Source organism: Angustibacter peucedani, assembly GCF_054779595.1.
In genome coordinates this window covers 1-24,570 of sequence record NZ_BAAGXY010000057.1, presented here as the reverse complement: position 1 = coordinate 24,570, position 24,570 = coordinate 1, and the positions used below count along the sequence as shown (strand labels likewise).

The 24,570-nt window shown below is 75.3% G+C and carries 27 protein-coding genes and 1 pseudogene; 7 read left to right on the top strand and 21 right to left on the bottom strand.

Annotation, left to right across the window (positions count from 1 at the left end; genetic code table 11):
• Positions 1–30: 30 nt before the first annotated feature.
• From nadC to ACYVJ4_RS11505, 4 genes are read right to left on the bottom strand one after another with little or no spacing between them, the layout of a single operon-like run.
• Positions 31–924 carry a carboxylating nicotinate-nucleotide diphosphorylase gene (nadC, locus tag ACYVJ4_RS11520; RefSeq protein ID WP_460460266.1) on the bottom strand — a complete coding sequence of 298 codons (894 nt, stop codon included), beginning with the start codon at positions 922–924 and terminating at the stop codon, positions 31–33.
• Entirely contained in the window at positions 921–2,597 is a 1,677-nt protein-coding gene (locus ACYVJ4_RS11515; RefSeq protein WP_460460265.1) for an L-aspartate oxidase, read from the bottom strand. Before ACYVJ4_RS11515 ends, nadC begins: the two co-directional genes overlap by 4 nt.
• Positions 2,594–3,502, bottom strand: a complete 909-nt coding sequence (gene panC / locus ACYVJ4_RS11510; protein ID WP_460460264.1) for a pantoate--beta-alanine ligase — start codon at positions 3,500–3,502, stop codon at positions 2,594–2,596. The genes ACYVJ4_RS11515 and panC overlap by 4 nt, the downstream gene beginning before the upstream one ends.
• Positions 3,499–4,404 carry a Rossmann-like and DUF2520 domain-containing protein gene (locus ACYVJ4_RS11505; protein WP_460460263.1) on the bottom strand — a complete coding sequence of 302 codons (906 nt, stop codon included), beginning with the start codon at positions 4,402–4,404 and terminating at the stop codon, positions 3,499–3,501. Before ACYVJ4_RS11505 ends, panC begins: the two co-directional genes overlap by 4 nt.
• 42 nt (positions 4,405–4,446) lie before the next feature.
• Here ACYVJ4_RS11505 and ACYVJ4_RS11500 point away from each other — a divergent pair, with 42 nt between their 5' ends.
• The 3 genes from ACYVJ4_RS11500 to ACYVJ4_RS11490 are packed head-to-tail and all read left to right on the top strand — an operon-like array spanning position 4,447 to position 6,753.
• Positions 4,447–5,166: a methyltransferase domain-containing protein gene (locus tag ACYVJ4_RS11500; protein ID WP_460460262.1), complete on the top strand. Its 720-nt coding sequence runs from the start codon at positions 4,447–4,449 to the stop codon at positions 5,164–5,166.
• 4 nt (positions 5,167–5,170) lie between these two features.
• Entirely contained in the window at positions 5,171–6,187 is a 1,017-nt protein-coding gene (locus ACYVJ4_RS11495) for an SAM-dependent methyltransferase (RefSeq protein WP_460460261.1), read from the top strand.
• Positions 6,184–6,753 (top strand): hypothetical protein, encoded by a 570-nt coding sequence (locus tag ACYVJ4_RS11490; RefSeq protein ID WP_460460260.1) that lies wholly within the window; start codon positions 6,184–6,186, stop codon positions 6,751–6,753. The genes ACYVJ4_RS11495 and ACYVJ4_RS11490 overlap by 4 nt, the downstream gene beginning before the upstream one ends.
• A gap of 11 nt (positions 6,754–6,764) precedes the next feature.
• On the opposite strand, the gene ACYVJ4_RS11485 is transcribed toward ACYVJ4_RS11490, so the two are convergent.
• The 3 genes from ACYVJ4_RS11485 to ACYVJ4_RS11475 are packed head-to-tail and all read right to left on the bottom strand — an operon-like array spanning position 6,765 to position 9,936.
• Positions 6,765–8,024, bottom strand: a complete 1,260-nt coding sequence (locus ACYVJ4_RS11485; RefSeq protein ID WP_460460259.1) for a cytochrome P450 — start codon at positions 8,022–8,024, stop codon at positions 6,765–6,767.
• Positions 8,006–9,442 carry a PH domain-containing protein gene (locus ACYVJ4_RS11480; protein WP_460460258.1) on the bottom strand — a complete coding sequence of 479 codons (1,437 nt, stop codon included), beginning with the start codon at positions 9,440–9,442 and terminating at the stop codon, positions 8,006–8,008. The genes ACYVJ4_RS11485 and ACYVJ4_RS11480 overlap by 19 nt, the downstream gene beginning before the upstream one ends.
• Positions 9,439–9,936, bottom strand: coding sequence for a PH domain-containing protein (locus ACYVJ4_RS11475; RefSeq protein ID WP_460460257.1), 498 nt, complete (start codon positions 9,934–9,936; stop codon positions 9,439–9,441). Before ACYVJ4_RS11475 ends, ACYVJ4_RS11480 begins: the two co-directional genes overlap by 4 nt.
• An 88-nt stretch (positions 9,937–10,024) precedes the next feature.
• On the opposite strand from ACYVJ4_RS11475, the gene ACYVJ4_RS11470 reads away from it, so the two are divergent.
• A complete protein-coding gene (locus tag ACYVJ4_RS11470) occupies positions 10,025–11,158 on the top strand; it encodes an NADH-quinone oxidoreductase subunit D (RefSeq protein WP_460460297.1) in 1,134 nt (377 codons plus the stop codon).
• A 33-nt stretch (positions 11,159–11,191) separates the two neighbouring features.
• On the opposite strand, the gene ACYVJ4_RS11465 is transcribed toward ACYVJ4_RS11470, so the two are convergent.
• Entirely contained in the window at positions 11,192–11,728 is a 537-nt protein-coding gene (locus tag ACYVJ4_RS11465; protein WP_460460256.1) for a hypothetical protein, read from the bottom strand.
• An 81-nt stretch (positions 11,729–11,809) separates the two neighbouring features.
• Between ACYVJ4_RS11465 and ACYVJ4_RS11460 the strand changes: the two genes are divergently transcribed.
• Positions 11,810–12,505 (top strand): DUF1684 domain-containing protein, encoded by a 696-nt coding sequence (locus ACYVJ4_RS11460; RefSeq protein WP_460460255.1) that lies wholly within the window; start codon positions 11,810–11,812, stop codon positions 12,503–12,505.
• On the opposite strand, the gene ACYVJ4_RS11455 is transcribed toward ACYVJ4_RS11460, so the two are convergent.
• The 3 genes from ACYVJ4_RS11455 to ACYVJ4_RS11445 form a co-directional block, all read right to left on the bottom strand.
• Positions 12,502–13,494 carry a glycine betaine ABC transporter substrate-binding protein gene (locus tag ACYVJ4_RS11455; RefSeq protein ID WP_460460254.1) on the bottom strand — a complete coding sequence of 331 codons (993 nt, stop codon included), beginning with the start codon at positions 13,492–13,494 and terminating at the stop codon, positions 12,502–12,504. The genes ACYVJ4_RS11460 and ACYVJ4_RS11455 overlap by 4 nt on opposite strands.
• Before the next feature lie 133 nt (positions 13,495–13,627).
• Entirely contained in the window at positions 13,628–14,335 is a 708-nt protein-coding gene (locus tag ACYVJ4_RS11450) for an ABC transporter permease (RefSeq protein ID WP_460460253.1), read from the bottom strand.
• Entirely contained in the window at positions 14,332–14,934 is a 603-nt protein-coding gene (locus ACYVJ4_RS11445) for an ABC transporter permease (protein ID WP_460460296.1), read from the bottom strand. The genes ACYVJ4_RS11450 and ACYVJ4_RS11445 overlap by 4 nt, the downstream gene beginning before the upstream one ends.
• 122 nt (positions 14,935–15,056) lie before the next feature.
• Between ACYVJ4_RS11445 and ACYVJ4_RS11440 the strand changes: the two genes are divergently transcribed.
• Positions 15,057–16,205 (top strand): ABC transporter ATP-binding protein, encoded by a 1,149-nt coding sequence (locus ACYVJ4_RS11440; protein ID WP_460460252.1) that lies wholly within the window; start codon positions 15,057–15,059, stop codon positions 16,203–16,205.
• On the opposite strand, the gene ACYVJ4_RS11435 is transcribed toward ACYVJ4_RS11440, so the two are convergent.
• Positions 16,202–16,867, bottom strand: a complete 666-nt coding sequence (locus ACYVJ4_RS11435; RefSeq protein WP_460460251.1) for a response regulator transcription factor — start codon at positions 16,865–16,867, stop codon at positions 16,202–16,204. The two genes, ACYVJ4_RS11440 and ACYVJ4_RS11435, sit on opposite strands and share 4 nt — an antisense overlap.
• Positions 16,860–18,059: a sensor histidine kinase gene (locus ACYVJ4_RS11430; RefSeq protein ID WP_460460250.1), complete on the bottom strand. Its 1,200-nt coding sequence runs from the start codon at positions 18,057–18,059 to the stop codon at positions 16,860–16,862. The genes ACYVJ4_RS11435 and ACYVJ4_RS11430 overlap by 8 nt, the downstream gene beginning before the upstream one ends.
• A gap of 128 nt (positions 18,060–18,187) precedes the next feature.
• Between ACYVJ4_RS11430 and ACYVJ4_RS11425 the strand changes: the two genes are divergently transcribed.
• Positions 18,188–18,637, top strand: coding sequence for a DUF6069 family protein (locus ACYVJ4_RS11425; protein WP_460460249.1), 450 nt, complete (start codon positions 18,188–18,190; stop codon positions 18,635–18,637).
• A gap of 10 nt (positions 18,638–18,647) precedes the next feature.
• Here ACYVJ4_RS11425 and ACYVJ4_RS11420 read toward each other — a convergent pair whose 3' ends face one another.
• From ACYVJ4_RS11420 to ACYVJ4_RS11385, 8 genes and pseudogenes are all read right to left on the bottom strand, one after another.
• On the bottom strand, positions 18,648–19,130 hold the full coding sequence (locus ACYVJ4_RS11420; protein WP_460460248.1) for a DUF3180 domain-containing protein: 483 nt from the start codon (positions 19,128–19,130) through the stop codon (positions 18,648–18,650).
• A complete protein-coding gene (folK, locus tag ACYVJ4_RS11415) occupies positions 19,127–19,666 on the bottom strand; it encodes a 2-amino-4-hydroxy-6-hydroxymethyldihydropteridine diphosphokinase (RefSeq protein WP_460460247.1) in 540 nt (179 codons plus the stop codon). The genes ACYVJ4_RS11420 and folK overlap by 4 nt, the downstream gene beginning before the upstream one ends.
• A complete protein-coding gene (gene folB, locus ACYVJ4_RS11410) occupies positions 19,663–20,022 on the bottom strand; it encodes a dihydroneopterin aldolase (RefSeq protein WP_460460295.1) in 360 nt (119 codons plus the stop codon). The genes folK and folB overlap by 4 nt, the downstream gene beginning before the upstream one ends.
• Positions 20,023–20,063: 41 nt before the next feature.
• Positions 20,064–20,900: a dihydropteroate synthase gene (gene folP, locus ACYVJ4_RS11405; RefSeq protein WP_460460294.1), complete on the bottom strand. Its 837-nt coding sequence runs from the start codon at positions 20,898–20,900 to the stop codon at positions 20,064–20,066.
• Between the two features lie 82 nt (positions 20,901–20,982).
• Entirely contained in the window at positions 20,983–21,549 is a 567-nt protein-coding gene (gene folE / locus ACYVJ4_RS11400; protein ID WP_460460246.1) for a GTP cyclohydrolase I FolE, read from the bottom strand.
• Positions 21,550–21,562: 13 nt separating this feature from the next.
• Positions 21,563–23,599, bottom strand: a complete 2,037-nt coding sequence (gene ftsH, locus ACYVJ4_RS11395) for an ATP-dependent zinc metalloprotease FtsH (RefSeq protein ID WP_460460245.1) — start codon at positions 23,597–23,599, stop codon at positions 21,563–21,565.
• Between the two features lie 222 nt (positions 23,600–23,821).
• Positions 23,822–24,373, bottom strand: coding sequence for a hypoxanthine phosphoribosyltransferase (gene hpt / locus ACYVJ4_RS11390; protein WP_460460293.1), 552 nt, complete (start codon positions 24,371–24,373; stop codon positions 23,822–23,824).
• A gap of 66 nt (positions 24,374–24,439) precedes the next feature.
• A pseudogene (locus ACYVJ4_RS11385) lies at positions 24,440–24,535 on the bottom strand (hypothetical protein); the annotation flags it as partial.
• Positions 24,536–24,570 lie beyond the last annotated feature (35 nt).

The following is a 24,570-nucleotide window of genomic DNA, read 5'->3' as shown; positions in this document are numbered from 1 at the left end:
CCGAGCACCGCGCGCCCCCGGCGAAGGGGTTCAGGCGAGGTCGAGGGCGAGGTCGAGCACGGGGCTGGAGTGGGTGAGCGCGCCGACCGAGAGGAAGTCGACGCCGGTCTCGCCGTACTCGCGGGCCCGCTCGAGGGTCAGCCCGCCGGTGCCCTCCACCTCGACCCGGTCGGGCGTCGCGGCGCGCACGGCCTGGACCGTCTCGCGCAGCAGCGCGGGCGTCATGTTGTCGCACAGCAGGAACCGCGCGCCGGCGTCGACGGCCTCCAGCGCCTCGGCGACCGTGGTCACCTCGACCTGCACGTCGACGTCCGGGTAGCGGGCGCGCACGGCCTCGTACGCCGCGCGCACCGAGCCGGCCGCGAGCTTGTGGTTGTCCTTCACCATCGCGACGTCGTAGAGGCCCATGCGCTTGTTGGTGCCTCCGCCGCAGCGCACCGCGTACTTCTCGAGCGCGCGCAGCCCGGGCGTGGTCTTGCGGGTGTCGAGGACCGTGGCACCGGTGCCCTCGAGCTCGTCCGCCCAGCGCCGGGTGTGGGTGGCCACCCCCGACATCCGGCACACCAGGTTGAGCGCCGTGCGCTCGCCGACGAGCAGCACCTGCGTGGTGCCCCGCGCCTCGACCAGCACGTCGCCGCGACGCACGCGGTCGCCGTCGGCCGCTCGCAGCGAGACCTCCACCGGCGCGACCCCGAGCCGGCGCGCGACGTCGTCCCAGACCAGGCCGAAGACCGCGAGCCCGGCCACGACGCCGTCGGCCCGGGCGACGACGTGGGCCACGGACTGCTGCTCGAGCGGGATCGTGGCGGACGACGTGACGTCTACGCCGTCCGGACCGCCGAGGTCCTCGTCGAGCGCCCGCCGGACGACGTCCCGCACCGCGTCGGGGTCGAGCCCGGCCGCTCGCAGCTGCTCGTCGCTCACGCGCTGGCCTCCTGGGGCTCGTCGACCGGGGCGTACTCGACGACCACGGCGCCGTCGTCCCCGAGGTGGCTGGTGAGGTGACCGCGCCAGCGCGCGTCGTCGCGCTCGGGGTGGTCCGAGCGCAGGTGGCCGCCGCGGGTCTCCTCGCGCCGGGCCGCGACCTCGGTCAGCAGCGAGCCGACCTGGTGCAGGTTGGTGGTCTCCCACGCGGCTGCCGTCGGCTCGGACGTCGTGCGGCCGGCGAGCGTCGCGAGCTCGGAAGCGGTGCGGCGCAACGAGTCTGCGCTGCGCAGCGCCCCCGCGCCGGACGTCATGGTCAGCTGGACGTCGAGCCGCGCGGCCGGGTCGAGCAGCGTGGGCTCGGTGTCGGGCGCGGCCGGCACGGTCGGCGGCAGCTCTCCGGCGGCGAGCCGGTCGGTGAGGTCGTCGGCGATGCGGTGCGCGAACACCAGCCCCTCGAGCAACGAGTTGGAGGCGAGCCGGTTGGCGCCGTGCACGCCCGAGCAGGCGACCTCGCCGCACGCGTACAGGCCCTCGATCGAGGTGCGCCCGCGCAGGTCGGTGGCCAGCCCGCCGCTCGCGTAGTGCTGGGCCGGCGCGACCGGCAGCAGCTCGGTGGCCGGGTCGAAACCCAGCTCGCGGCAGCGCTCGACGATCGAGGGAAAGCGCTTCTCGAGGAACTCGCGGCCCAGGTGCCGCGCGTCCAGGAACACGTGGTCGGTGCCCGTCGTCCGCATCCGGTCGACGATCGCGCGCGAGACGACGTCGCGCGGCGCGAGGTCCGCCAGCTCGTGCACGCCGGCCATGAACCGCACGCCCTCGGCGTCGACGAGCACCGCGCCCTCGCCGCGCACGGCCTCGCTGATCAGCGGCTGCTGGCCGTGCGAGCCGGCGCCGAGCCAGAGCACCGTCGGGTGGAACTGCACGAACTCCAGGTCGCGCACCGCAGCCCCCGCGCGCAGCCCGGCCGCCACGCCGTCGCCGGTGGCGACCGAGGGGTTGGTGGTCGAGGAGTAGACCTGCCCGAGACCGCCGGTGGCCAGGACGACGGCCCGCGCCATCGCCGCGCCGACGCCGTCGCGCTGGCCCTCGCCGAGCACGTGCAGCGTGACGCCGCAGGCCCGGCCGGACGCGTCCTGCAGCAGGTCGACGACCATGGCGTGCTCGACGACCTCGATGCCCGGGTCGTGCCGCACCGCCTCGAGCGCGGCGATCAGCGCGCGCGAGATCTCCTTGCCCGTGGCGTCGCCGCCGGCGTGCGCGATCCGGTCGCGGTGGTGGCCGCCCTCGCGGGTCAGCGCGATCTCGCCGTCCGGCGTCCGGTCGAACTCCGCGCCCAGGGCGACGAGCTCGCGCACGCGGGCCGGGCCCTCGGTGACCAGGGCGGTGACGGCCGCGACGTCGCAGATGCCGACGCCGGCGACGAGCGTGTCCTGCAGGTGCTCGTCCGGCGAGTCGGCCGGGTCGAGCGCGGCCGCGATGCCGCCCTGCGCCCACCGGGTCGAGCCCTCGTCGAGCACCGTCTTGGTCACGAGCAGCACCCGGTCGACCCGCTGCCGCAGCCGCAGCGCCGTGGTGAGGCCGGCGATGCCGGAGCCGACGACCAGCACGTCGGCCTGCGTCGTCCAGCCCGGCGGCGGCGCGACCAGCCGACGGGCCAGCGCCAGGCTCACGACGCCGCCCCGCTGAAGGCGTCGAGCGGCCCGCCCCCGGGGCCGAGCCGCAGCGGCACGTTGTCGATCAGCCGGGTGGTGCCGACGCGCGCGGCCACCGCCAGCAGCGCCTCGCCCTGGTACCACTCGGGCACGTCCTTGAGATTCTCCGGGTGCACCAGCACCAGGTAGTCGACCAGCACCAACGGCTCGGCGACCAGCACCGCCCGGGCGGCCCGGCGCACGGCGCTCGGGCCCTCCGCGGCGGCCGCGGCCCCGGCCCGCAGGGCCTGCGACAGCGCGAGCGCCGACTCGCGGTCGCTCGCGGTCAGGTAGACGTTGCGGCTGCTCATGGCCAGGTCGTCGGGCTCGCGCACCGTCGGCACCGCGACGACCTCGACCGGGAAGTCGAGGTCGCGCACCATGCGGCGGATCAGCAGCAGCTGCTGGGCGTCCTTCTGGCCGTAGTACGCCAGCTGCGGCCGGGTCAGGTGCAGCAGCTTGCCCACGACGGTCAGGACGCCGTCGAAGTGGCCGGGCCGCGACGTCCCCTCGAGCACGTCGCCGAGCGGGCCGGCGCTGACCCGGACGCCCGGGTCGCCATCCGGGTAGACGACGTCGGGAGTGGGCGCGAAGACGAGGTCGACGCCCTCGCGGCCGCAGATCTCGAGGTCGCTGTCGATGGTGCGGGGGTAGCGCGAGAGGTCCTCGCGCGGGCCGAACTGCAACGGGTTGAGGAACACGGTGACGACCACGTGGCGCGCGCGCTGCCGCGCCTCGCGGATCAGCGCGGCGTGCCCCTCGTGCAGCGCGCCCATCGTCATGACCACCGCGACGTCGCCGTCGTCGAGCGCCGCCCGCGCCGTCACGAGCTCGTCGCGGGTGTGCGCGACGACGGGCCGGCCCGGCTCGGGTGCGGCGGTCACGGCGTCTCCTTCGGTCGGGCCAGGACGTCGAGGAGGTTCTCGGCCGCCTGCGGCTGCAGCCGTCCGGACGCCAGCGCCCGGACCGCGGTCGCCCGCGCCAGCGCCACGTAGGTGGGCAGGACGTCGGGCGTCTCGCCCGCGAGCTCGGCGAGGTGCGCGGCCACGGTACCCGCGTCGCCGCGCGAGACGGGGCCGGTGACGGCGGCGTCGCCCTGCCGCAGCGCGCCGTCGAGCGCGGCGGACAGCAGGGGTGCGAGCAACCGGTCGGGGGCCTCGACCCCGGTGCCGCGCAGCACCTGCAGCGCCTGCGCCACCAGCGTCACCAGGTGGTTCGAGCCGTGCGCGAGCGCCGCGTGGTAGCGCGCCCGGTCGGCCTCGGCGACCCACACCGGCTCCGACCCCATCTCGACGACGAGCGCCTCGGCCACCGGCCGCGCGGCCTCGGGCGCGGTGACGCCGAAGCAGGCGCCCTCGAGCCGGGCCAGGTCGACCGAGGTCCCGGTGAAGGTCATGGCCGGGTGCAGGGCGAGCCCGATCACGTGGTGCGCCGCAGCGGGATCCAGGACGCCGGTGCCGTACCGCCCGCTCGTGTGCACGACGATCTGCCCTGCCTGCCAGGTGCTCGTCTCGGTCAGGCCGTGCACCAGGCCCGGCAGCTCGTCGTCCGGCACGGTGAGCAGCACCAGGTCGGCCGCGCGGACGACGTCCGGCACGGGCCGCAGCGGCACGCCGGGCAGCAGCGTCTCGGCCCGCTCGACCGACGCCCGGCTGACCCCGCTGGCGGCGACCACCCGGTGGCCGGCGCGCGCGGCCGCCGCCCCGAGCACCGCGCCCACGCGGCCGGTGCCGACCACGCCGACGTCGAGGCGCGCCGGCCGGCTGCCGGCCTCAGGACCGTCCACGAGCAGGACGCTAGCGCGGGGCCCGGTCGCTAGGCTCGGCGCATGGGACGGCACGAGCGGCTCGCCGAGCTGGCCGACGTCGGCTCGGACGGCCTGGTCGTCGCCGACCTGGGCTGCGGCACCGGCCGCACGGTGCGCGCGCTGCTGGCCGGCGCGCACGTCCCCGCGGTGGTGCACGCGGTCGACCACGCCTCCGAGCTGGACGACGACCTGCTGGCCGACGCCCGGGTGCGCTCGCGGCTCGCCGACCTCGACGACCCGCTGCCGTTCGAGACCGGCTCGCTCGACCGGGTGGTCTCGATGAACGTCGCCGAGAGCCTGGCCCGGCCCGACCTGCTGCTGGCGGAGTGCCACCGGGTGCTGCGGCCCGGCGGGCTCGCGGTGGTGGGGCACACCGACTTCGACACCGCGCTGTTCAGCAGCGACGACGACGCGCTGACCCGCCTGCTGGTCGACCGGTTCGTCGCCGTCGTGCCGTCCTGGCAGGACCGCGCCGACGGCTTCATGGGCCGCAAGCTGCTGCACCTGGCCACCGACTCGCCGTTCGCGGTCGAGGCCGTGCACTCGTGGGCCGACCCGCACCGCCGCTTCGACGAGGGGTCGTTGGCCTGGAAGATCGCGATGGGCATGCTCGCCGCCGCCGCGGACGACGACGAATTGGCGGCCCGCGCCGCGCGGTGGGTCGAGCAGGTGCGCGCGCTGGCCGACGAGGGACGATTCCTGTTCGCGGTGACGGACGTCGTCGTCGTCCTGCGCCGGTGAGCGGGTGACCCTCGTCGCCTGGCAGGACGCCTGGCAGGACGCGCTCTACGGGCCGGACGGCTTCTACCGCAACGGTTCTGGGCCGTCGTCGCACTTCCGCACGAGCGTGCACGCGGGCCGGCTGGTGGCGGGCGCGCTGGCCCGGCTGGCGGCCGCGTGCGGGCTGGGCCGGGTCGTCGACGTCGGCAGCGGGCGCGGCGAGCTGCTGGCCGCGCTGCACGCGGTCGACCCGGCGCTGGAGCTCGTGGGGCTGGACGTCGTCGACGCCCCGCCGGACCTGCCTCCCTCGGTGCGCTGGGCGCGCTCGCCCGGCGGGGCCGCGCTGCCGCTCGACGCGCCGTGGTGGGCGGGCTCCCTGGTGGTCGCGCACGAGTGGCTGGACGACGTCCCGTGCCCGGTCGTCGAGCGCGCGGACGACGGGGCGTGGCGGCTGGTCGAGGTCGACCCGTCGACGGGCGCGGAGCGGCTGGGCCGGTCCCCGAGGGCGGACGACGTGGCCTGGCTCGAGCGGTGGTGGCCCGCGCCCGGGGGTGCCGGCGAGGCGGGCGACCGGGCCGAGATCGGTCGGCCCCGGGACGACGCGTGGGGCGCGCTCGTCGCGGCCGCCCCGGGCAGCCTGCTGGTGGCGGTCGACTACGACCACGCGCGCGACGACCGCCCGCCGCGGGGCACCCTGATCGGCTACCGCGACGGCGCGGCGTGCGAACCGGTGCCGGACGGCCGCAGCGACGTGACCGCCCACGTGGCGCTCGACGCCTGCGCCGCAGCGGGTCTGGCGGCCGGGGCGACCGCCACCGCCCTGGTGCGGCAGCGCTCGGCCCTGCGCGCGCTGGGGGTGGACGGCCGACGTCCGGACGCGTCGTCGGCGTCCGCCGACCCGCGGGCCTACCTGGCCGCGCTGGCGGCCGCCGGCGAGGCGGGCGAGCTGCTCGACCCGGCCGGGCTCGGGGGTTTCGGCTGGCTGCTGCAGGCCACCGGGATTGGACAGGCCGACGCGGTGTTGGCCACGCTGGGCTCGTGACCGCCCTCCGCCCCGGCCGGGTGCTCGCCCTGGCGAGCGCGTCCGGCGTGCTCGCGCTGGTCGTCGCCGGGTGCGGTGACGGCGGCGGCACCGGGGCCACGCCGGCCGAGACGGTCACCGTGACGACCACGCCGGGCACGGCGTCCGGCACGCGCACGTCGACCCCCAGGGCGACCAGCGACGTCGAGGGGCGCGCGTTCGACCTCGGCACCGTCGCCAAGGCCGGGACGGTCGCCGGCGTGCTGGTCGTCGAGCTCGACCGGTGGACGCTGCCGGGCACGAGCGACAGCGCGCTGGCCACGAAGGGCGTCGAGCTGGCACCGCACCGCGGCGCGCGCTTCACGAACCAGAACACCGAGAAGACCTACAGCGCACCGGTCGCCGACGGCGCGCGCGTCGTGCTCAACACCTGCGTGCCGGGTGACGCGGGCCAGCTCGGCCTGCGGTCCGAGCCCGTCCTCGCGGCCACCTGGCTGGAGAAGCCCGACCCCGCGGTGGTGTTCGTCGTGTCGTACGACAAGACCGGGTCGATCACCAAGATGGAGTCCGACCCCCGCTGCCCGTGACGGGCTCGCGGTCAGCCGCGCACCGGCAGCGCGTGGTACCCGCGCAGCACGAACGTCGGACGGCGGGTGGCGGCCTCGGCCGGCTCGAGCGCCGGGAACCGTTGCAGCAGAGCGGGTAGCGAGGTCTGCAGCTCGAGCCGCGCGAGCGGCGCGCCGAGGCAGAAGTGGATGCCCGCGCCGAACGCGAGGTGCGGGTTGGGCGAGCGGTCGACGACGAAGCGGTCAGGCTGGTCGAAGACCTCGGGGTCGCGGTTGGCCGCGCCGAGCAGCGCCGCGACCTTGCTGCCCTCGGGCAGGCGCACGCGTCCGCGCGGCAGGTCGAGCTCGACGTCCTGGGTCGCCGTGCGCTCGAACAGGTGCAGCGGCGAGTCGTGGCGGAGCATCTCCTCCACCGCGAGCGCGACGAGCGCGTCGTCGGAGAGGTTGCGGCGCAGCAGGTCCAGCTGGTCAGGGGCGTCGAGCAGCGAGACCAGGCCGTTGCCGAACCCGTTGACGCTCGCCTCGTGGCCGGCGTTGAGCAGCAGCACCACGGTGGCCACCAGCTCGTGGTCGTCGAGCTTGTCGCCGCCGTCGCGCACCTGCACCAGGTGCGTGACGAGGTCGTCCCGCGGGCTGGCTCGCCGCTCGGCCGCCAGCTCCCCGACGTACGCCGCGAACTCCGCGCACGCGGCGCGCGCCTCGGCCTCCTGCTCGGGGGTGCGGTCGACCTCGTACATCGCGACGATCGCCTGCGACCACGGGCGCAGCAGGTGCCGGTCGGCCTCGGGCCAGCCGAGCAGCTCGGCGATGACCAGCACCGGCAGCGGCTCGGCGTAGTCGGCCACGACGTCGAACGAGCCGCGCGCCGCCAGGGCGTCACCGCACTCGTCGAGCAGGTCGGCGGCGAGCTCGGCGACCCTTGGGCGCAGCCGCTCGACGTGGCCGCGGCCGAACGCCGCCGCCACCAGCCGGCGCAGGCGCGTGTGCTTGGGCGGCTCGCTGTCGAGGATCGAGTCGGCGTGCAGCCAGTTGAACGTGCCCCAGCTCGTCTCGGGCCGCCGGGGCGCGAAGACGCGGCCCAGCCGCCGGTCGCGCAGCACGACGTCGGCCGCGCGGTGGGTGAGCGTCACGGCCACCCCGAGCGCCTCGTGCCACCCGACGTCCAGCCGCTCGCGCTCGCGCGCGAATGCGGGGTAGGGGTCGGTGACGAAGGCCGGGTCGCGCAGGTCGAACGCCTGCGCGAGAGGCGTCAGCGAGGGGTCGGGGGCGGTGGTCACGGGTGCTCCATCCATCGGCCCTGGTCGGCGTCGCCGGCGCTGGCGCGGGCGTGGCGGGCGCGAGCGGCCTGGTCGTCGAGCAGCGTGGCGACCAGCGCGGTCGGCAGGTGCTGCACCGACGGCGTGATCGGGCCGCGCGTGCTGTGCAGCACGAAGCTGGCCAGGCCGAGCCGGCGCTGCAGCGGTCCCTGCTGCACGCCGAGGCTCTGCGTGCGGGCGTGCGGGACGACGTCCAGCTCGCGCGTCAGCCGGCCGCGGCGCAGCAGGAGGACGTCGTCCAGGACGTCGACCCCGTGCCGCCGCCAGCCCACCGGGTCGAGCCACCGCGACGAGCGCGGCGCGACGAGGAAGCCGTCGTCGTCCCGGCTGGTGCCGGTGAGGCCGGCCGAGAGCGCCTGCGGCACCGGACCGGTCTCGTCGTGCGGGTCGAGGGTGGGCAGCGCCAGGCGCAGCACCAGCAGCGCCTCGGCGCGCGAGCCCACGGTGAGCAGCACGTTCTCCTGGCGCGCGGAGTCGCCGCCGACGTCGTTGCCGCCGCGCGAACCGCCTCCGTACCCGGCGACGTTGACCTCCAGCGACCACCAGTCGCGCCCGCGCCACAGCAGCGGCTGGCGCACGCGCACCGCCTGCACCCGGCCCGGCGGAACCGTCTGCGAGCGGGTCGTCAGCAGGCCGTGGTGCAGGCGGATGCCGTCGGGAGAGGTGGCCACGCGGAAGCCGAACGCCGAGGTGAACCGGCTCCACACCGCGCTGCCCAGGCCGATCGCCACCGGGAAGGCGCCAGCCAGCACCGCGAACTGGCGGGTGACCGCCACCGCCACGACGGCCGCCACCACCGCGACGACCGCCACGACCGACAGGCCGCTGCGCAGGAACGACTCGACCGTGCGCCCGACCGGGACGACGAGCAGCTCGTGCTCGGGCGCCTCGGGCGCCACCTCGCCCTCGTAGGTCAGCCCGGCCGCGCGCGCCAGGAGCGTGTTGCGCAGCTGCTGGGCGTCGTCCTCGCGCAGCAGCGAGAGCGTGATGGTCGAGTCGTCGCCGCCGGCCACCTCGAGCTTGAGCTCGGCCAGGCCGAAGAACCGGGCCAGCAGCGGCCGGACGACGTCGACGGCCTGCAGCCGGTCGAGCCGCGCCTGGCGCTCCTGGCGGAAGAGCACGCCGCGGTGCAGCCGCAGGGCGTCGGGCTCGACCCGGTAGGCCGAGCGCTGCCACGCGAGCAGGCCGTAGATGCCGACGACGACCACGACGCCGCCGAGCACGCCGAGCGAGATCAGCGCCTCCCGCCGGGAGGGCACGCCCTGGCGGAACACCTCGCCGCCGCGCTGCTGGGCCACCACGGCGAGCAGCACCGCCACGACCTTCCAGCCGCGCACCAGCGGGGTCAGCGGGTGCAGCCGCACCCAGCCCTCGTCGTCCGACGGATCGGTCACAGGCCGGCCAGCCGGGCCTCGCCGCGTCGGGCCAGCCGGTCGCGCAGGCGCGCGGCCTCGTCCGGGGTCAGACCGTCGATCGAGGCGTCGGTGCCGGGCGAGGCGGTGTGCAGCTGCACGGAGGAGTAGCCCATGCGGCGGGCGAGCGGACCGGCCTGGACGTCGACGAACTGCATGCGCCCGTAGGGCACCACCACGATGCTGCGGAACATCACGCCGCGCCGCACCAGCAGGTCGTCGTCGCGCTCGGCGTAGCCCAGCGCGCGCACCTGCCGCCCGATCAGCCACCAGGCCCACACCAGCGCGAGCACCGGCACGAGCAGCAGCGCCCACACCCAGGTGACTCCGACCAGCACGGCCAGCACCACCACGACGGCGGCCACCACCAGGCAGGCCCCGGCCGTGAGCAGCCGGCGGGCGGTCGCCAGGCGGTCGCTCACGGCGTGCCAGGCGACGTCGTCCGGGGCGAAGGGGTCGGCGCTGGTGGAGGGCACCCGGCCATGCTGGCACACCGCCCGAGGCGTCCGGGGTGGCAGACTCGCCCCCGTGACGGACGGCGGCGCGCGCGAGCTCACGGTCGGCATGGGGGCCGGTGACCTCGCCACCGCCGACATGGTGCTGAACATCGGTCCGCAGCACCCGGCCACGCACGGCGTGCTGCGCATCCGGCTGGTCGTCGACGGCGAGCGGATCGTCAGCGCCGACCCGGTCGTGGGCTACATGCACCGCGGCGCCGAGAAGCTGTTCGAGGTGCGCGACTACCGGCAGGTCGTGGTGCTGGCCAACCGGCACGACTGGCTGTCGGCCTTCTCCAGCGAGCTCGGCGTGGTGCTCGGGGTCGAGCAGGTGCTGGGCATGGAGGTGCCCGAGCGCGCCGTGTGGGCGCGCACGCTGCTGGCCGAGCTCAACCGGGTGCTCAACCACCTGATGTTCCTCGGCGCCTACCCGCTCGAGCTCGGCGCGATCACCCCGATCTTCTACGCGTTCCGCGAGCGCGAGGAGCTGCAGGCGGTGATGGAGGAGATCAGCGGCGGGCGCATGCACTACATGTTCAACCGGGTCGGTGGGCTCAAGGAGGAGCTGCCGGCCGGCTGGCTGGGACGGGTGGCGGACGCCCTGGCCGCGGTGCGCCGCCGGCTGCCCGACCTGGAGGGCCTGGTCGTCGGCAACGAGATCCTGCGCGCCCGCACCCGGGGGGTCGGCGTCCTGCAGCGCGAGGTGGCGGCGGCGTACGGCGCGAGCGGGCCGATCGCCCGGGCCGGCGGCCTGGACGTCGACCTGCGGCGCGACGAGCCGTACCTCGCGTACGGCGAGCTCTTCGCCCCCGGCGGCCCCGGCCGCGTGGTCACCCGCCAGGACGGCGACGCGCTGGCTCGGCTGGAGTGCCTGCTCGAGCAGGTGCACGTGTCGCTGGACCTCGCCGACGCCTGCGTCGACCGGCTGCGCTCGCTGCCCGCCGGGCCGGTGAACGTGCGGCTGCCCAAGGTGCTGCGGGTGCCCGAGGGGCACGCCTACACCTGGACCGAGAACCCGCTCGGCCTCAACGGCTACTACCTGGTCTCGCGCGGCGACAAGGTGCCCTGGCGGCTCAAGCTGCGCTCGGCGTCGTTCGGCAACGTGCAGGTGCTCTCGCGGCTGCTGCCCGGCTGCCTGATCGGCGACATGGTCGCGGTGCTCGGCTCGATGTTCTTCGTCGTCGGCGACGTCGACAAGTAGCCGCTGCTCCCCTCGGGGGCGCCGCTGGGACGGTCAGGCGGAGTGGCGGCCGTGGTAGGCGGCCTTGCGCTCGCGGACGTCGACGGTGGCGGCGAGCTCGGCCGTGGCCTGCGCCTCGCGCTCCTGGTCGACGGCGGCGAACACCGCGTCCTCGCCGGCCGCGGGGACGACGTCCGCCGCGACGACGGGCATCGGGAACATCTTCACCACCGGGTGCGGCACGGTGTCGACGAGCGGGTCGGGGCTGGCGGCCACGGCGACCACGGCGAGGCGGGCCGCGGACGCCGGGTCCGCGCCGACCACGGCCGGGGCCGTGGGCAGCGCGGTCGGCAGCGCGGTCGGCAGCGCAGTCGGCAGCGGAGCCGCCACGGGAGGCGCGATCGGAGCAGGCGACGGAGCCGGAGCGGGTGCGGCCTCGACGACCTCGGGCGCGCTGGCCGTCACCGGCACGCCGAGCGCGGCGGCCTCCAGCCGGTGCCGACCCGCGTATCCCCGGCCCACGGCAGCCGCCATCACCGCGCCGACGAGTCGCCAGCGCAGGGTCGTCCTGCCACGGTGCCTTCCGCTCACGGTCCAGATCGTAGGTCGTCACACCCGTCACATCCGTCACGCTGGTCCGGCGTGTCGCCCGGGCGCTGGCAGGATCGCCGCATGCCCCCCACCTCGCCGGCCCGCCCGACGGACGCCGCGCTCACCGCCCTGGACGTCGTCGACTGGCGCCGCCGCACGCACGCGCTGCACGCCCGGGTGCGCGAGCTCGCCGAGCACGACCCGGCGCAGGCGCACGCCACCTGGCGCGCCGGCCGCGACGAGCTGATGGGCACGCACCCCGCCTCCCCGCTGGCCGCCGAGCACCGCGCGGGCTTTACCGGGCTGGACGTCGCCCCCTACGACCCGCGGTACCGGTTCGAGGTGCTCGTCGAGCCGCCGGACGGCGAGCCCGGGCGCTTCGTGGCGCCCACCGGCACCGACGGCGACGTGCCGTACGAGCAGGTCGGCCGGGTGCGGCTGCCCGCGCCGGACGGCGAGGTGCTGCTCGACGTGTGGCGGCTCGCGTCGTACGGCGGGGGTCTGTTCGTGCCGGTGCGCGACGCCACGTGCGGCAGCACCGGCGAGCACCCCAGCTACGGCGGCGGCCGCTACCTGCTCGACACCGTCAAGGGCGCCGACCTCGGCCCGGGCGCGGAGCCGGGCACCGTCGTGGTCGACGCCAACTTCGCGTACAACCCGTCGTGCGCGTACGACCCGCACTGGGCCTGCCCGCTCGCGCCGCCCGGCAACACGACCGCGATGCCGCTCCCCGTGGGGGAACGGCACCGCGGGCCGTGGGTGCTGCCGGAGCCCTAGCCGGCCGAGAGCGAGCCGTCCGAGCTGAAGACGAGCCCGATCGCGACCTGGCCCTGCTTGATCGCGTTCTTGGTGAGCGGACCACCGGCGTCGAGCGCCTTGAACGAGGAGAAGGTCAGGCCGTAGGTCTTCTCCAGCCCGGGCCGGCAGAACGGACGCTGCGGGCACTCGGGCGGACCGCCCAGCACGAGGTTGCCGCACTTGGCGCCCAGCTCGGTCAGCGTCTTCACGCCGTACTTGTCGGCGAACGCCGTCGAGACCGCGAAGGCGTTCTGGTCGGCGGCCTCGGCCGGCTTGCCGAACGCCAGGCCCACGCCCTCGCCGAGGGTGGTGAGCGCCTGCACGGTGGCGTCGAGGTCGGGCGAGGCCTTGGCCTCGGCGTCGGCCCCGTTGGCCTTCTTGTTGAGGAACTCGGTGAGCGTGCCCGCGTACTCGGGGACGACGGTCAGCGAGCCCTTCTCGAGCTCGGGCTCGTAGACCTCGCGGTTGCCGACCGTGCGCACCGAGGCCTGGAAGCCGGACGCGTTCAGCGCGATGGCGTACAGGTTGGCGACGATCTGGTTCTCGCTGAAGTTCGCGGCGCCGACGACGACCTTGCCGCTGCCGCCCGAGCCTGCGGCGTCGAGCTGCTTGGAGGTCGCGTACTCCTTGGCGACGTTCGCCGGCGACTGCCGCTCGACGTCCGCCTTCTTGTTGAGCCCGACGAGCTCGTCGGTCGTCAGCGCGGCCGAGACCTTGTCGACGGCGGCGACGAGCGCGTCCGAGCTCTTGTCCTTGTTGATGGCCGGGATGAGGTTGTCGACGGTCTGCAGCTTCTTGTCGTCGTCCAGCACCACGAGGTCGGGGCCGGCGACGGCCTGGCAGCTCTGCTTGCCGCCGGAGCTGCCGGACGACGGCTGGGCCGTGCCGGACGACCCGGCGTCGCCGCAGCCGGCGAGCGCGAGGGTGGCGGCGACGAGCACGCCGCCGATGAGGGTGGGCCTACGCATGGGTTGCACTCCGCCTTCTGTGTCCCGTGCCCCCGAGCGGGGTCACGCGTGTCCGGGGGGCCGGTCGGCCCGCGTTGTCCAGTAGATCGTGACCCACCGACAACCGCGAGCGCGAGGGGGTTCGTGCTTACGGTCAGGACACGAGACGGGAACGGCGCAGCGCCGCCGGCGTCACCGACCGCTGGAGCCACGCGAGGAGCCCCTCGAGCACGAGGCAGAGCAGCGCGATGAGCAGCCCGCCCGCGAGCACCTGCTCGAAGCGCCGCTGCGAGAAGCCCAGGTTGATCAGCACGCCGAGCCCGCCGCCGGCCACGAGTGCGGCCAGCGACGCCGTGGCGCACACCTGCACGACCGCGGTGCGCAGCCCGGCCGCGAGCAGCGGCACCGCCAGCGGCAGCTCGACCGAGCGCAGCACCTGCCAGCCGCTCATGCCCATGCCGCGCGCGGCGTCCTTGGCGTCGGGGTCGACGCCCGCCACGCCCACGAACGCGTTGGCCAGCAACGGCGGCACGGCGAAGACCGCGAGCGCGAGCACCGTCGGCTTGTTGCCGAACCCCAGGTTGCCCACCGCGAAGATGGTCAGCAGGGCCAGCGTCGGCACCGCGCGCGAGAGGTTCGACAGGACGACGACGAACCCGCCACCCCGACCTCTATGACCCATCCAGATGCCGACCGGCAGGGCCACGGCGCAGGCCAGGGCGACGGCGCCGAACGTGATGCCGAGGTGCACCAGCGTGAGGTGCCCGACCCCGTCCGGGCCGCGGTAGTTCAGCGGGTCGTTGAACCACGTGATGGTCGAGGAGACGACTCCTCCGCCGTCGTTCCTCACGGCCGCGCTCATGCCGACCTCCGTCGCTGCCAGGGGGTCAGCGCCCGCGTGACCAGCAGCAGCACCAGGTCGAGCGCCAGCGCGAGCGCGACCGTCAGCACCGTCGAGGTCATGATCTCGGCGCGGTAGAAGTTGTTCTGGAAGCCGGCCAGCAGCAGCTGCCCCAGCCCGCCGTACCCGACGATGACGCCGACGGTCACCAGCGCGACCGTCGAGACCGTGGCCACCCGGACGCCGACCATGATGGCGGGCAGGGCCACCGGCAGCTCGACCTTCCACAGCATCCGGCCCGGCCCGTAGCCCATGCCGCGGGCGGCGTCGAGGACGTCGTCGGGCACCGACTGCAGGCCCACCAAGGTGTTGCGCACCAGCACGAGCAGCGCGTAGAGCACGAGGCCGATCAGCACCGTGGTGCGGGTGGCGCCCGTGAACGGCGCGAGGATCGCGAACAGCGCGAGCGAGGGGATCGTGTAGATGACCCCGCTGACGCCGAGCACCGGCCCGGCCAGCCGCGGACGGCGAGCGGCGAGCACCGCGAGCGGCATCGCCACGAGCGACGCGACCAGCACCGCGACGACGGTCAGGATGACGTGCTCCTGAAGAGCCTGCATGATGGCCGAGGTGTTCTCGCGCGCGAACTGCAGCGAGAACCACGGGTTGGGCGGCTCGTCGGCCGTCCGCACGGCGCCCACCAGCAGGTGGGCGCCCGGCACCAGGCCGTAGGAGGTCACGCGTGGACGGTACCCGAGGCGTGCCCATCCGGCTCGAGGGCGTGAGCAAGACCTACGCCGATGGCACGCAGGCCGTGCACGACCTGGACCTGGCCGTCGAGCCGGGCGAGCTGGTGGCCCTCGTCGGCCCCAGCGGCTGCGGCAAGTCCACGACGCTGCGCATGGTCAACCGGTTGATCGAGCCGACGTCGGGCCGGATCCTGGTGGGAGACACCGACGTCACGCGCACCGACCCGGTCAAGGCCCGGCGCGACATCGGCTACGTGATCCAGCAGGTCGGCTTGTTCCCGCACCAGACGGTGCGCGCGAACGTCGCGACCGTGCCGCGGCTCGTCGGCTGGGACAAGGCCCGGACGTCGTCCCGCGTCGACGAGATGCTCGAGCTGGTCGGCCTCGACCCGGCCACCTACGGCGAGCGCTACCCGCACGAGCTCAGCGGCGGCCAGCGCCAGCGCGTCGGCGTCGCCCGCGCCCTGGCGGCGGACCCGCCGGTGCTGCTGATGGACGAGCCGTTCGGCGCCGTCGACCCGATCGCGCGCGACCGGCTGCAGGCCCAGTTCCGGTCGATCCAGGCCCAGCTCGACAAGACCGTGATGTTCGTGACGCACGACATCGACGAGGCGGTGCGGCTCGCCGACCGCATCGCGGTGTTCAGCGTGGGCGGCAAGCTCGAGCAGTTCGCCGACCCCGCAACAGTCCTGGGCGCGCCCGCCAACGACTTCGTCGCCGACTTCGTGGGCTCCGACCGCGGCCTGCGCCGGCTGTCGGTGACGCCCATCGAGGCCGCCGACCTCGAGCACCCGCCCGTCGTCACCCCCGAGGACTCGCTCGCCGACGCCCGCGCCGCCATCGACGGCGCCGCCGAGCCGTACGCGGTCGTGGTCGACTCGAGCGGCGACCTGCGCGGCTGGGTCGGCCGCCGCGAGACGGCGGGCGACGGCGTGGTGGCCGACCGGATGCGGCGCTTCGAGGAGACCGCGGACGTCGGCGACACCCTGCGCCGCGCGCTGGCCGAGATCGTGCAGCACGACGCCGGCTGGCTGCCGGTGGTCGACGGCGACCGCTACCTCGGCGTGCTGACACCGGTGTCGGTGCACGCGGCGCTGCGCCGCACCGTGCCGCACGGGGCCGCGGAGCCCTCGACCGCCTAGACCAGCCCGGCGTCGTGCACGAGCAGCGCGACCTGGGTGCGGTTGCCCAGCGCCAGCTTCTCGAGCACGCGCGACACGTGCGCCTTGACGGTGGCGGTGCTCATCGTGAGGTCGTCGGCGATCTCGGCGTTGGTCATGCCCAGCCCCACCGCGACCGCCACCTCGTGCTCGCGCGCGCTGAGCTGGCCGAGCACCCGCCGGGCCTGCGCCTCGACGCCCGCGCGCGAGACCGCGCGGGCCATCAGCCGCCGGGTCACGTCGGCCGACAGCATCGGCTCGCCCGCCGCGACCGCGCGCACCGCCTCGACGATGCGGGCCGGCGCGGTGTCCTTGAGCAGGAAGCCGCTCGCCCCCGCGCGCAGGGCGCGCAGCACGTCGTCGTCGGTGTCGAACGTCGTGAGCACCAGCACCTCGGGCGGGCTCGGACGACGGCGCAGCCGCCCAGTCGCGACGACGCCGTCGACCCGGGCCATGCGCAGGTCCATCAGGACGACGTCCGGCGCGCGCAGGTCGACAGCGGCCATCACCTCGTCGCCGTCCGCCGCCTCGCCCACGACGCTGATCCCCTCGGCGCCGTCGAGCATCAGCACCAGCGCGCCCCGCACCAGCGGGTCGTCGTCGACGACGAGGACCCGCACCTCGTCCGCCGCCCGGTCAGCCACGCGGCCACGGTAGCCGCGCGAGCACCCGGAAGGTGCCGTCCGGCGTCCGCCCGTGGTCGACCGTGCCACCCACCAGCCGGGCGCGCTCGCTCATGCCCACCAGCCCCGACCCGCTGCCGGGCGAAGGCGGCGAGGCGCCGTCCGGCGGCAACGGGTTGGTCACCTCGACCACGAGCTGCTCCCCCGGCCTCCCGTCGACCTGCACCCGCACGGCCTCGCCGGGCGCGTGGCGGCGGGCGTTGGTGAGCGCCTCCTGCACCACGCGGTAGGCCGCGCGGCCCACCACCGACGGCGGCTCGTCGCCGGGCGCGACGCGGTCGAGCAGGTCGACGGCAGTGCCTGCGCTGCGGGTCTCGTCCACCAGCCGCGGCAGGTCGACCAGGCGCGGCTGCGGGCGCGGCACCGACGGCTCGGCGTCCTCGGCCCGCTCGACGCCGTCGGAGTCGTCGGAGTCGTCGGGATCGTCGCGCAGCACGGTGATCACCTCGCGCAGCTCGTCCAGCGCGGTGCTGACCCCGGTGCGCACGACGCCGGCCGCAGCGGCCAGCCGCTCGGGCGAGGCGTCCGGCCGGTACTCCAGCGCGCCCGCGTACGTGGCGAGCAGCGAGAGCCGGTGGGCCAGGACGTCGTGCATCTCGCGGGCGATCCGGGTGCGCTCGGCGGCGCGGGCCTCGGCCACCTTGCGGCCGGCCTCTGCCTCGGCCTGGGCCGCCCGCTCGCGCAGCGAGCAGACCAGCGCGTCGCGCGCCCGGCTCCACGCGCCCCAGCCGAGCAGCGCGGCGTGGGCGACCACGACCAGCACCAGCCACCAGGGGGTCGAGATCTGGTTCATCGGCCGCCAGATCCCTTGCACCGCATGGGCCAGCGCCCCCGCGCCCGCCACGACGGCCGCCGTCCGGAACGGCCGGCGACGGGCCACGTGCAGCGTGCCGATGGTCGAGCCCGGCGTGGCCGCGGGCGACAGCGCGGCCAGCACCGCCAGCGCCAGCGCACCGACCACCGGCCGCCGCAGCAGCACCGGCGCCAGCAGCACCGACGCCAGGCCGGCGACGGCGTCCAGCGCGACGGTGGCGCCCGCCGTCCCGCCGCTCAGCTCGCCGACCAGCGTGGACGCCGACAGCGCGGCGACCACACCGGCCACCGCCAGGACGACGGAGGTCGGCAGCGGACGGTCGGGCTCGGCGCGGTTCATGGGCGGCACGCTAGGACGGCGCCGCAGCCGGCGGTACCGACCAAAGTCGGGGGTGGCGGGCCGTCGGTCGAGCCGGCACCGACGGTCGGCCGATGTGGCGCCGACCGCTCCGGACGCAGGCTGCCGCCATGAACACCACCGAGAACCTCGCCCCCGTCACCGACGCCACCACCGACCCCTGCGCCACCCGCCGGCCCTCGCGCCGCCGGGCCCGCGCCACCACCGTGGCGGTCGCGACCGTCGTCGCCACCGCCACCTGGGCGCTGCAGCACCTCGTGCTGGGCGTCGACCTGCAGCTGGCCGGCCGGGACGGCCAGGCCCCGCAGACGGTCGGGGTGGCCAGCGTGATCGCCACCGCGCTCGTCTCGGGCCTGCTCGGCTGGGCCGCCCTGGCCCTGCTCGAGCGGTTCACGGCCCGGGCCCGCACCCTGTGGACCGTGCTCGCCGTCGTCGTCCTGCTGGTGTCGCTGGTCGGTCCGCTGGGTGCCGCCACCGCGTCGGCCACGGCCGGGCTGCTGGCCCTGCACCTCGCCGTGGGCGTGTGCCTGGTCGTGTCGATGCGGCGCACCTGCCGCTGAGCCGTTGCTGCTAGCGGGCGCCGACGGTGCCGGGCGGCGGGGCGTCGTCGTCGTCCGTGAGGTCGACCCGGCACCAGCGCTCGACCAGCCAGCCGACCACCCACAGCAGCACGGCCGACAGCAGGCTGACGGCGGCGCGCACGAGCAGGGCGCGCCGCTGCTCGACGTCGGCGGTGGGCAGCAGCACCAGCACCTGGGCCGCGTACCACCCCGACAGCAGGGCGCCGGAGTACTGCGACGCCTTGGCCAGGACGACGGTGCGTGCGGCCCGCAGCGGGTCGAGCTCGCGGTCGCGGTGGCCGCGGGTCCAGCGCCGCACCGGCCACCCGAGGGCCAGCACCACGCCGGACAGGACGACGATGACACCGGGCGCGGTCCACGGCAGGGTCGGCAGCTCGTGCCCGGAGGTCGACCACAGCCGCAGGCCCAGCCAGCCCAGCGCCGCCACGCCCGCGGCGAGCAGGAGCAACGACCGGTGCCGGGTCGGGGTCATCGCAGCGCCTCCACGTCGGCCGGTCGCACGCCGTCGCGGTCGGCGGCCTCGGCCAGCAGCGCGCCCACCGGCCGCACCGAGCCGTCGGGCAGCCGCAGCTCGGCGTCCGGCTGCACCGACGCCCAGGGCGCCAGCACGAAAGCCCGCTCGTGCGCGCGGGGGTGCGGCAGCGTCAGGTCGGCGTCGCCGCTCACCACCTCGCCGTCGTCGCCCGGGCGGCCGTAGGCCAGCACGTCGACGTCCAGCGTCCGGGCGCCCCAGCGCATGAGGCGCTCACGGCCGTGCGCGGCCTCGACCCGCCGGCCCACGGCGAGCAGCTCGCGCGGCGCCAGCGTGGTGCGGACGACGACCACGGCGTTGAGGTAGTCGGGCTGGTCGGGGCCGCCGACGGGGTCGGTCTCGACGACGTCCGAGACCGCGACGACCTGGATGCCGTCGGTGGCGTCGAGCTCGGCGACCGCCCCGCGCAGCGTCGCGACCCGATCGCCGAGGTTGGCGCCCAGCGCGAGCACGGCCTCGACCGGCGCGGCGCTCACGACCGCCACCGCCGCACCGCCACCACGACGTCGTCGAACGGCACCTCGACCGGCGCCGACGGCTTGTGCACCGTGACGTCGACCGCCTCGACGAGCTCGTAGGCCAGCGCGACGTCGGCCACGCGCTGCGCGAGCGTCTCGACCAGCTCGACCGGCTCGCCCGCGACGACGGCCACGACCTGCTCGGCCAGCTCGCCGTAATGCACCGTGCGGGTCAGGTCGTCGTCCGCGGCGGCCGGGCGGGTGTCGAGGTGCAGGACGACGTCGACGACGAACACCTGGCCCAGCGCCTTCTCGTGGCCGAGCACGCCGTGCCGCCCGCGGGCCCGCAACCCTTGCAGCGCAACACGGTCCAGGGGTCGACCCTGCTCGTCGAGCACCGGGCCGGCGTCGGTCGTCACGAGGCACCCCCCGCGTGCCGGCCCCGCGGGCGCTCGTCGGCGGCCGCCGCCGTGGCAGCCACGACCCGCACCGCGTCGGCGTTGGCGCGCACGTCGTGCACGCGCACGCACCAGGCGCCCGCCGCCGCGGCGAGCGCGGTCGTGGCGGTGGTGGCGTCCTCGCGGTCGGGCACCGCGCGGGGCTCGCCGTCGGCACCGGCCAGCAGCGAGCCGAGGAACCGCTTGCGCGAGGCCCCCACGAGCAGCGGCCGGCCCAGCCGCGACAGCTCGCCGAGGCGGGCCAGCAGCGCCCAGTTGTGCTCGGCGTTCTTCGCGAAGCCCAGGCCGGGGTCGAGCACCAGCTGCGCCGGGTCGATCCCCGCGGTGGTCAGCGTCTCGACCCGCGCCGACAGCTCGCGCGCCACGTCGGCGACCACGTCGTCGTAGTGCGCGAGCGAGCTCATGGTGGCCGACGGCCCGCGCCAGTGCATGACCACGAACGGCACCCGCGCCGCGGCGACGACCTGCGCCATGCCCGGGTCGGCCAGACCGCCGCTCACGTCGTTCACGACCGCGGCCCCGGCGTCCAGCGCCTGCTCGGCGACGGCCGCGTGCATGGTGTCGACGCTGACGACGACGCCGGCCTGCGCCAGCTCGCGGACGACGGGCAGCACCCGCCGCAGCTCCTCGACCGACGGCACCGGCTCGGCCCCCGGACGCGTCGACTCGCCGCCGACGTCGACCAGGTCGGCGCCCTGCTCGACGAGGTCGAGCCCGTGCCGGACGGCGGCCCCGGCGTCGAGCCAGAGCCCGCCGTCGCTGAACGAGTCGGGCGTGACGTTGACGACCCCCATGACCAGGCAGCGCTCCCGCGCCGCCTCGGCCAGCACGCCCGGCAGCCCCAGCACCGCGGCCGCAGGGCCGGCCTGGGCCACGTCAGCCCCGGCCGCGCAGCAGGCTCATCGCCTCGGCCCGCGTGGCGACGTCGCGCAGCTGGCCGCGCACCGCGCTGGTGATCGTGCGGGTGCCCGGACGCCGGACGCCGCGCATCGCCATGCACAGGTGCTCGGCCTCGATCACCACCAGCACGCCGCGCGGCTGCAGGTGGTCGACGAGCGCGTCGGCGATCTGGCTGGTCATGCGCTCCTGCACCTGCGGGCGGCGGGCGAACACGTCGACCAGCCGGGCCAGCTTCGACAGCCCGGTGACCCGGCCGTCCTTGTGCGGGATGTACCCGACGTGCGCCACGCCGTGGAACGGCACCAGGTGGTGCTCGCACATCGAGTAGACGTCGATGTCGCGCACCAGGACGAGCTCGTCGTGGCCGATCTCGAACGTCGTGGTGAGCACGTCGTCCGGCGTCTGGTCGAGGCCGGCGTAGATCTCGGCGAACGAGCGCGCGACCCGCTGCGGGGTCTCGCGCAGGCCGTCGCGGTCGGGGTCCTCGCCGATCGCGAGCAGCAGCTCGCGCACGGCCGCGGCGGCCCGTGGCTGGTCGATCACGCCCCGGCCCCGGTCAGGCGCCCGGCTCGACGGACCCGCCCTCGGGCACCTCGACCACCGCGGCCGGCGGGTGCTCGCGGTCGTCCTGCACGGCGTGCCCGTTGCTGGCGGCCTTCTCGTTCGGCGTCTGCACCGGCGGCAGGTCGCTGATCGGGCGGCGCTCGCTGCTCAGCCAGATCGGGCGCTCGGGCGCCTTGCGGACGTCGGCGAAGATCTCGAGCAGCTCGGGGCCGCCCAGCGTCTCCTTCTCGAACAGCTTGAGCACCAGGTCGTCCAGGACGTCGCGGTTCTCGACGAGCACCTGCCAGGCCTCGTCGTGCGCGGCCTCGATCAGCCGGCGGACCTCCTCGTCGACGACCCCAGCGACCTCCTCGGAGTAGTCGCGGCCGTGGCCCATGTCGCGGCCCATGAAGACCTCGCCGCTCTCGGCGCCGAGCTTGATGGCCCCGATCCGCTCGCTCATGCCGAACTGCGTCACCATGCGGCGCGCCAGCCCGGTGGCCTTCTCGATGTCGTTCGACGCCCCGGTGGTCGGGTCGTGGAAGATCAGCTCCTCGGCGACGCGGCCGCCGAGGGCGTAGGCGAGCTGGTCGAGCAGCTCGTTGCGCGTCGTCGAGTACTTGTCGTCGACCGGCAGCACCATCGTGTAGCCGAGGGCGCGGCCGCGCGGCAGGATCGTGATCTTGGCGACCGGGTCGGTGTGCCGCAGCGCCGCGGCGACCAGGGCGTGCCCGCCCTCGTGGTACGCCGTGATCTTCTTCTCCTTCTCGTTCATCATCCGGGTGCGCTTCTGCGGCCCGGCGACCACGCGGTCGACGGCCTCGTCGATCGCGGCGTCGTCGATGAACTTCGCGCTGTTGCGCGCGGTGAGCAGGGCGGCCTCGTTCAGGACGTTCGCGAGGTCGGCGCCGGTGAAGCCCGGCGTGCGGCGCGCGATCGCCTCGAGGTCGACGTCCGGTGCCATGGGCTTGCCCTTGGAGTGCACCGACAGGATCTGGTGGCGGCCCTTCTTGTCGGGCGCGTCGACCGCGACCTGGCGGTCGAAGCGGCCCGGGCGCAGCAGCGCCGGGTCGAGGATGTCGGGCCGGTTGGTGGCGGCGATGAGGATGACGTTGGTCTTGACGTCGAAGCCGTCCATCTCGACGAGCAGCTGGTTCAGCGTCTGCTCGCGCTCGTCGTGACCGCCGCCCAGGCCGGCGCCGCGGTGGCGGCCGACGGCGTCGATCTCGTCGACGAAGATGATGGCCGGCGCGTTGGCCTTGGCCTGCTCGAACAGGTCGCGCACCCGGCTGGCGCCGACGCCGACGAACATCTCGACGAAGTCCGAGCCCGAGATGGTGAAGAACGGCACGCCCGCCTCGCCGGCGACGGCGCGCGCGAGCAGGGTCTTGCCGGTGCCCGGCTGGCCGTAGAGCAGCACGCCCTTGGGGATCTTGGCGCCGACGGCCTGGAACTTGGCCGGCTCGGCGAGGAACTCCTTGATCTCCTGCAGCTCCTCGACCGCCTCGTCGACGCCCGCGACGTCGGCGAAGGTGACCTTGGGGGCCTCCTTGCTGACCATCTTGGCGCGCGACTTGCCGAAGCTCATGACCCGGTTGCCGCCGCCCTGCGCCTGGCTCATGAGGAACCAGAACAGGCCCAGGATGATGATGATCGGGATGATCGAGACCAGCAGCGACGAGACCCAGCTCGGGCGCGGGTTCTCGTCGTTGAAGCCGCCGGGCAGCTTGCCGGCCTTGGACGCCGTGTCGATCGCGGTGACGACCTGCTCGCCGCGGGGGGTCACGTAGAACGCCTGCACGCGGGTGGCGTCCTTGACGCCGTTGCCGGTGAAGGTCTGCCCCTTCTTCAGCGTCAGGTCGATGCGCTGCTCGCCGTCGACGAGCTTGACCTTGTCGACCTTGCCGGAGTCGATCAGGGTCAGCGCCGAGCTGGTGTCGATGCGCTGGAACGACTCGCCGATCGAGCCGAGGCGCAGCACCGACAGGCCGATGAGCACGATGAGAACGACCCAGACGAACGGGCCGCGCAAGATGCGCTTGAAGTCCATTGATGTAGGGGCCGAGACCCCGTCCTCCTGCTCGATCGACGCTGGCTGGGCCGCCGTCAGGCGCGGCGGACCAGTGGTCCACGACCTGGCCACGACGGTACACCGGTACCTGCGCGAGCACGGACGCCGTCCACTGCCCGCTCAACGTGCGGGGTCCGACCCGTGTTCCGGGCCGTGTCCCGGGTTGGTCCGGGTCGGTCCAGGTCGGTCGGTGCCGGTCGGTCAGGAGTAGACGTGCGGCGCGAGCGTGCCGACGAACGGCAGGTTGCGGTACTTCTCGGCGTAGTCCAGGCCGTAGCCCACGACGAACTCGGGGTCGATGTCGAACCCGACGTACCGGACGTCGACCTCGACCTTGGCCGCCGCGGGCTTGCGCAGCAGCGTGCAGATCTCGACCGACGCCGGACCGCGAGAGCGCAGGTTGGCGACCAGCCACGACAGGGTCAGGCCGGAGTCGACGATGTCCTCGACGATGAGCACGTTGCGCCCGGTGATGTCCTGGTCCAGGTCCTTCAGGATGCGCACGACGCCCGAGGACTTGGTGCCCGACCCGTACGACGACACGGCCATCCAGTCCATCTCGGCCGGGTGGTGCAGCGCCCGCGCCAGGTCGGCCATCACCATGACCGCGCCCTTCAGGACGCCCACCAGCAGCAGGTCCTGGCCGGCGTAGTCGGCGTCGACCTTCGCCGCCAGCTCACCCAGCCGCTGCTGGATCTGCTCGGCCGAGATCAGCACCGTCGAGAGGTCGTCGCCCATGTCCTGGTCGTCCACGAGGAGCAGCCTGCCACATGCCCGGCGGCCGCCCACGCCCCCGGGCAGCGCCACCCGTCCCTGGCCGCGCCAGGCCGTGACGAGGGCGTCGAGCGCGGCCACGTGCCGGCTCGAGAGCTGTCCGGCCGGGCTCCCGGCGGCGAGCGCCGCCCGGTGCAGCACGCGCCGGCGGACGGCCGGGGCGAGCGCCGCCAGCC

Coding starts and splice junctions, on each gene's coding strand:
- ACYVJ4_RS11500 (WP_460460262.1), top strand. CDS start 4,447: ATGGGACGGCACGAGCGGCTCGCCGAGCTGGCCGACGTCGGCTCGGAC.
- ACYVJ4_RS11485 (WP_460460259.1), bottom strand. CDS start 8,024: ATGGATGGAGCACCCGTGACCACCGCCCCCGACCCCTCGCTGACGCCT.
- ACYVJ4_RS11470 (WP_460460297.1), top strand. CDS start 10,025: ATGGGGGCCGGTGACCTCGCCACCGCCGACATGGTGCTGAACATCGGT.
- ACYVJ4_RS11460 (WP_460460255.1), top strand. CDS start 11,810: ATGCCCCCCACCTCGCCGGCCCGCCCGACGGACGCCGCGCTCACCGCC.
- ACYVJ4_RS11455 (WP_460460254.1), bottom strand. CDS start 13,494: ATGCGTAGGCCCACCCTCATCGGCGGCGTGCTCGTCGCCGCCACCCTC.
- ACYVJ4_RS11450 (WP_460460253.1), bottom strand. CDS start 14,335: ATGAGCGCGGCCGTGAGGAACGACGGCGGAGGAGTCGTCTCCTCGACC.
- ACYVJ4_RS11445 (WP_460460296.1), bottom strand. CDS start 14,934: ATGCAGGCTCTTCAGGAGCACGTCATCCTGACCGTCGTCGCGGTGCTG.
- ACYVJ4_RS11430 (WP_460460250.1), bottom strand. CDS start 18,059: ATGAACCGCGCCGAGCCCGACCGTCCGCTGCCGACCTCCGTCGTCCTG.
- ACYVJ4_RS11425 (WP_460460249.1), top strand. CDS start 18,188: ATGAACACCACCGAGAACCTCGCCCCCGTCACCGACGCCACCACCGAC.
- ACYVJ4_RS11420 (WP_460460248.1), bottom strand. CDS start 19,130: ATGACCCCGACCCGGCACCGGTCGTTGCTCCTGCTCGCCGCGGGCGTG.
- folP (WP_460460294.1), bottom strand. CDS start 20,900: ATGGGGGTCGTCAACGTCACGCCCGACTCGTTCAGCGACGGCGGGCTC.
- ftsH (WP_460460245.1), bottom strand. CDS start 23,599: ATGGACTTCAAGCGCATCTTGCGCGGCCCGTTCGTCTGGGTCGTTCTC.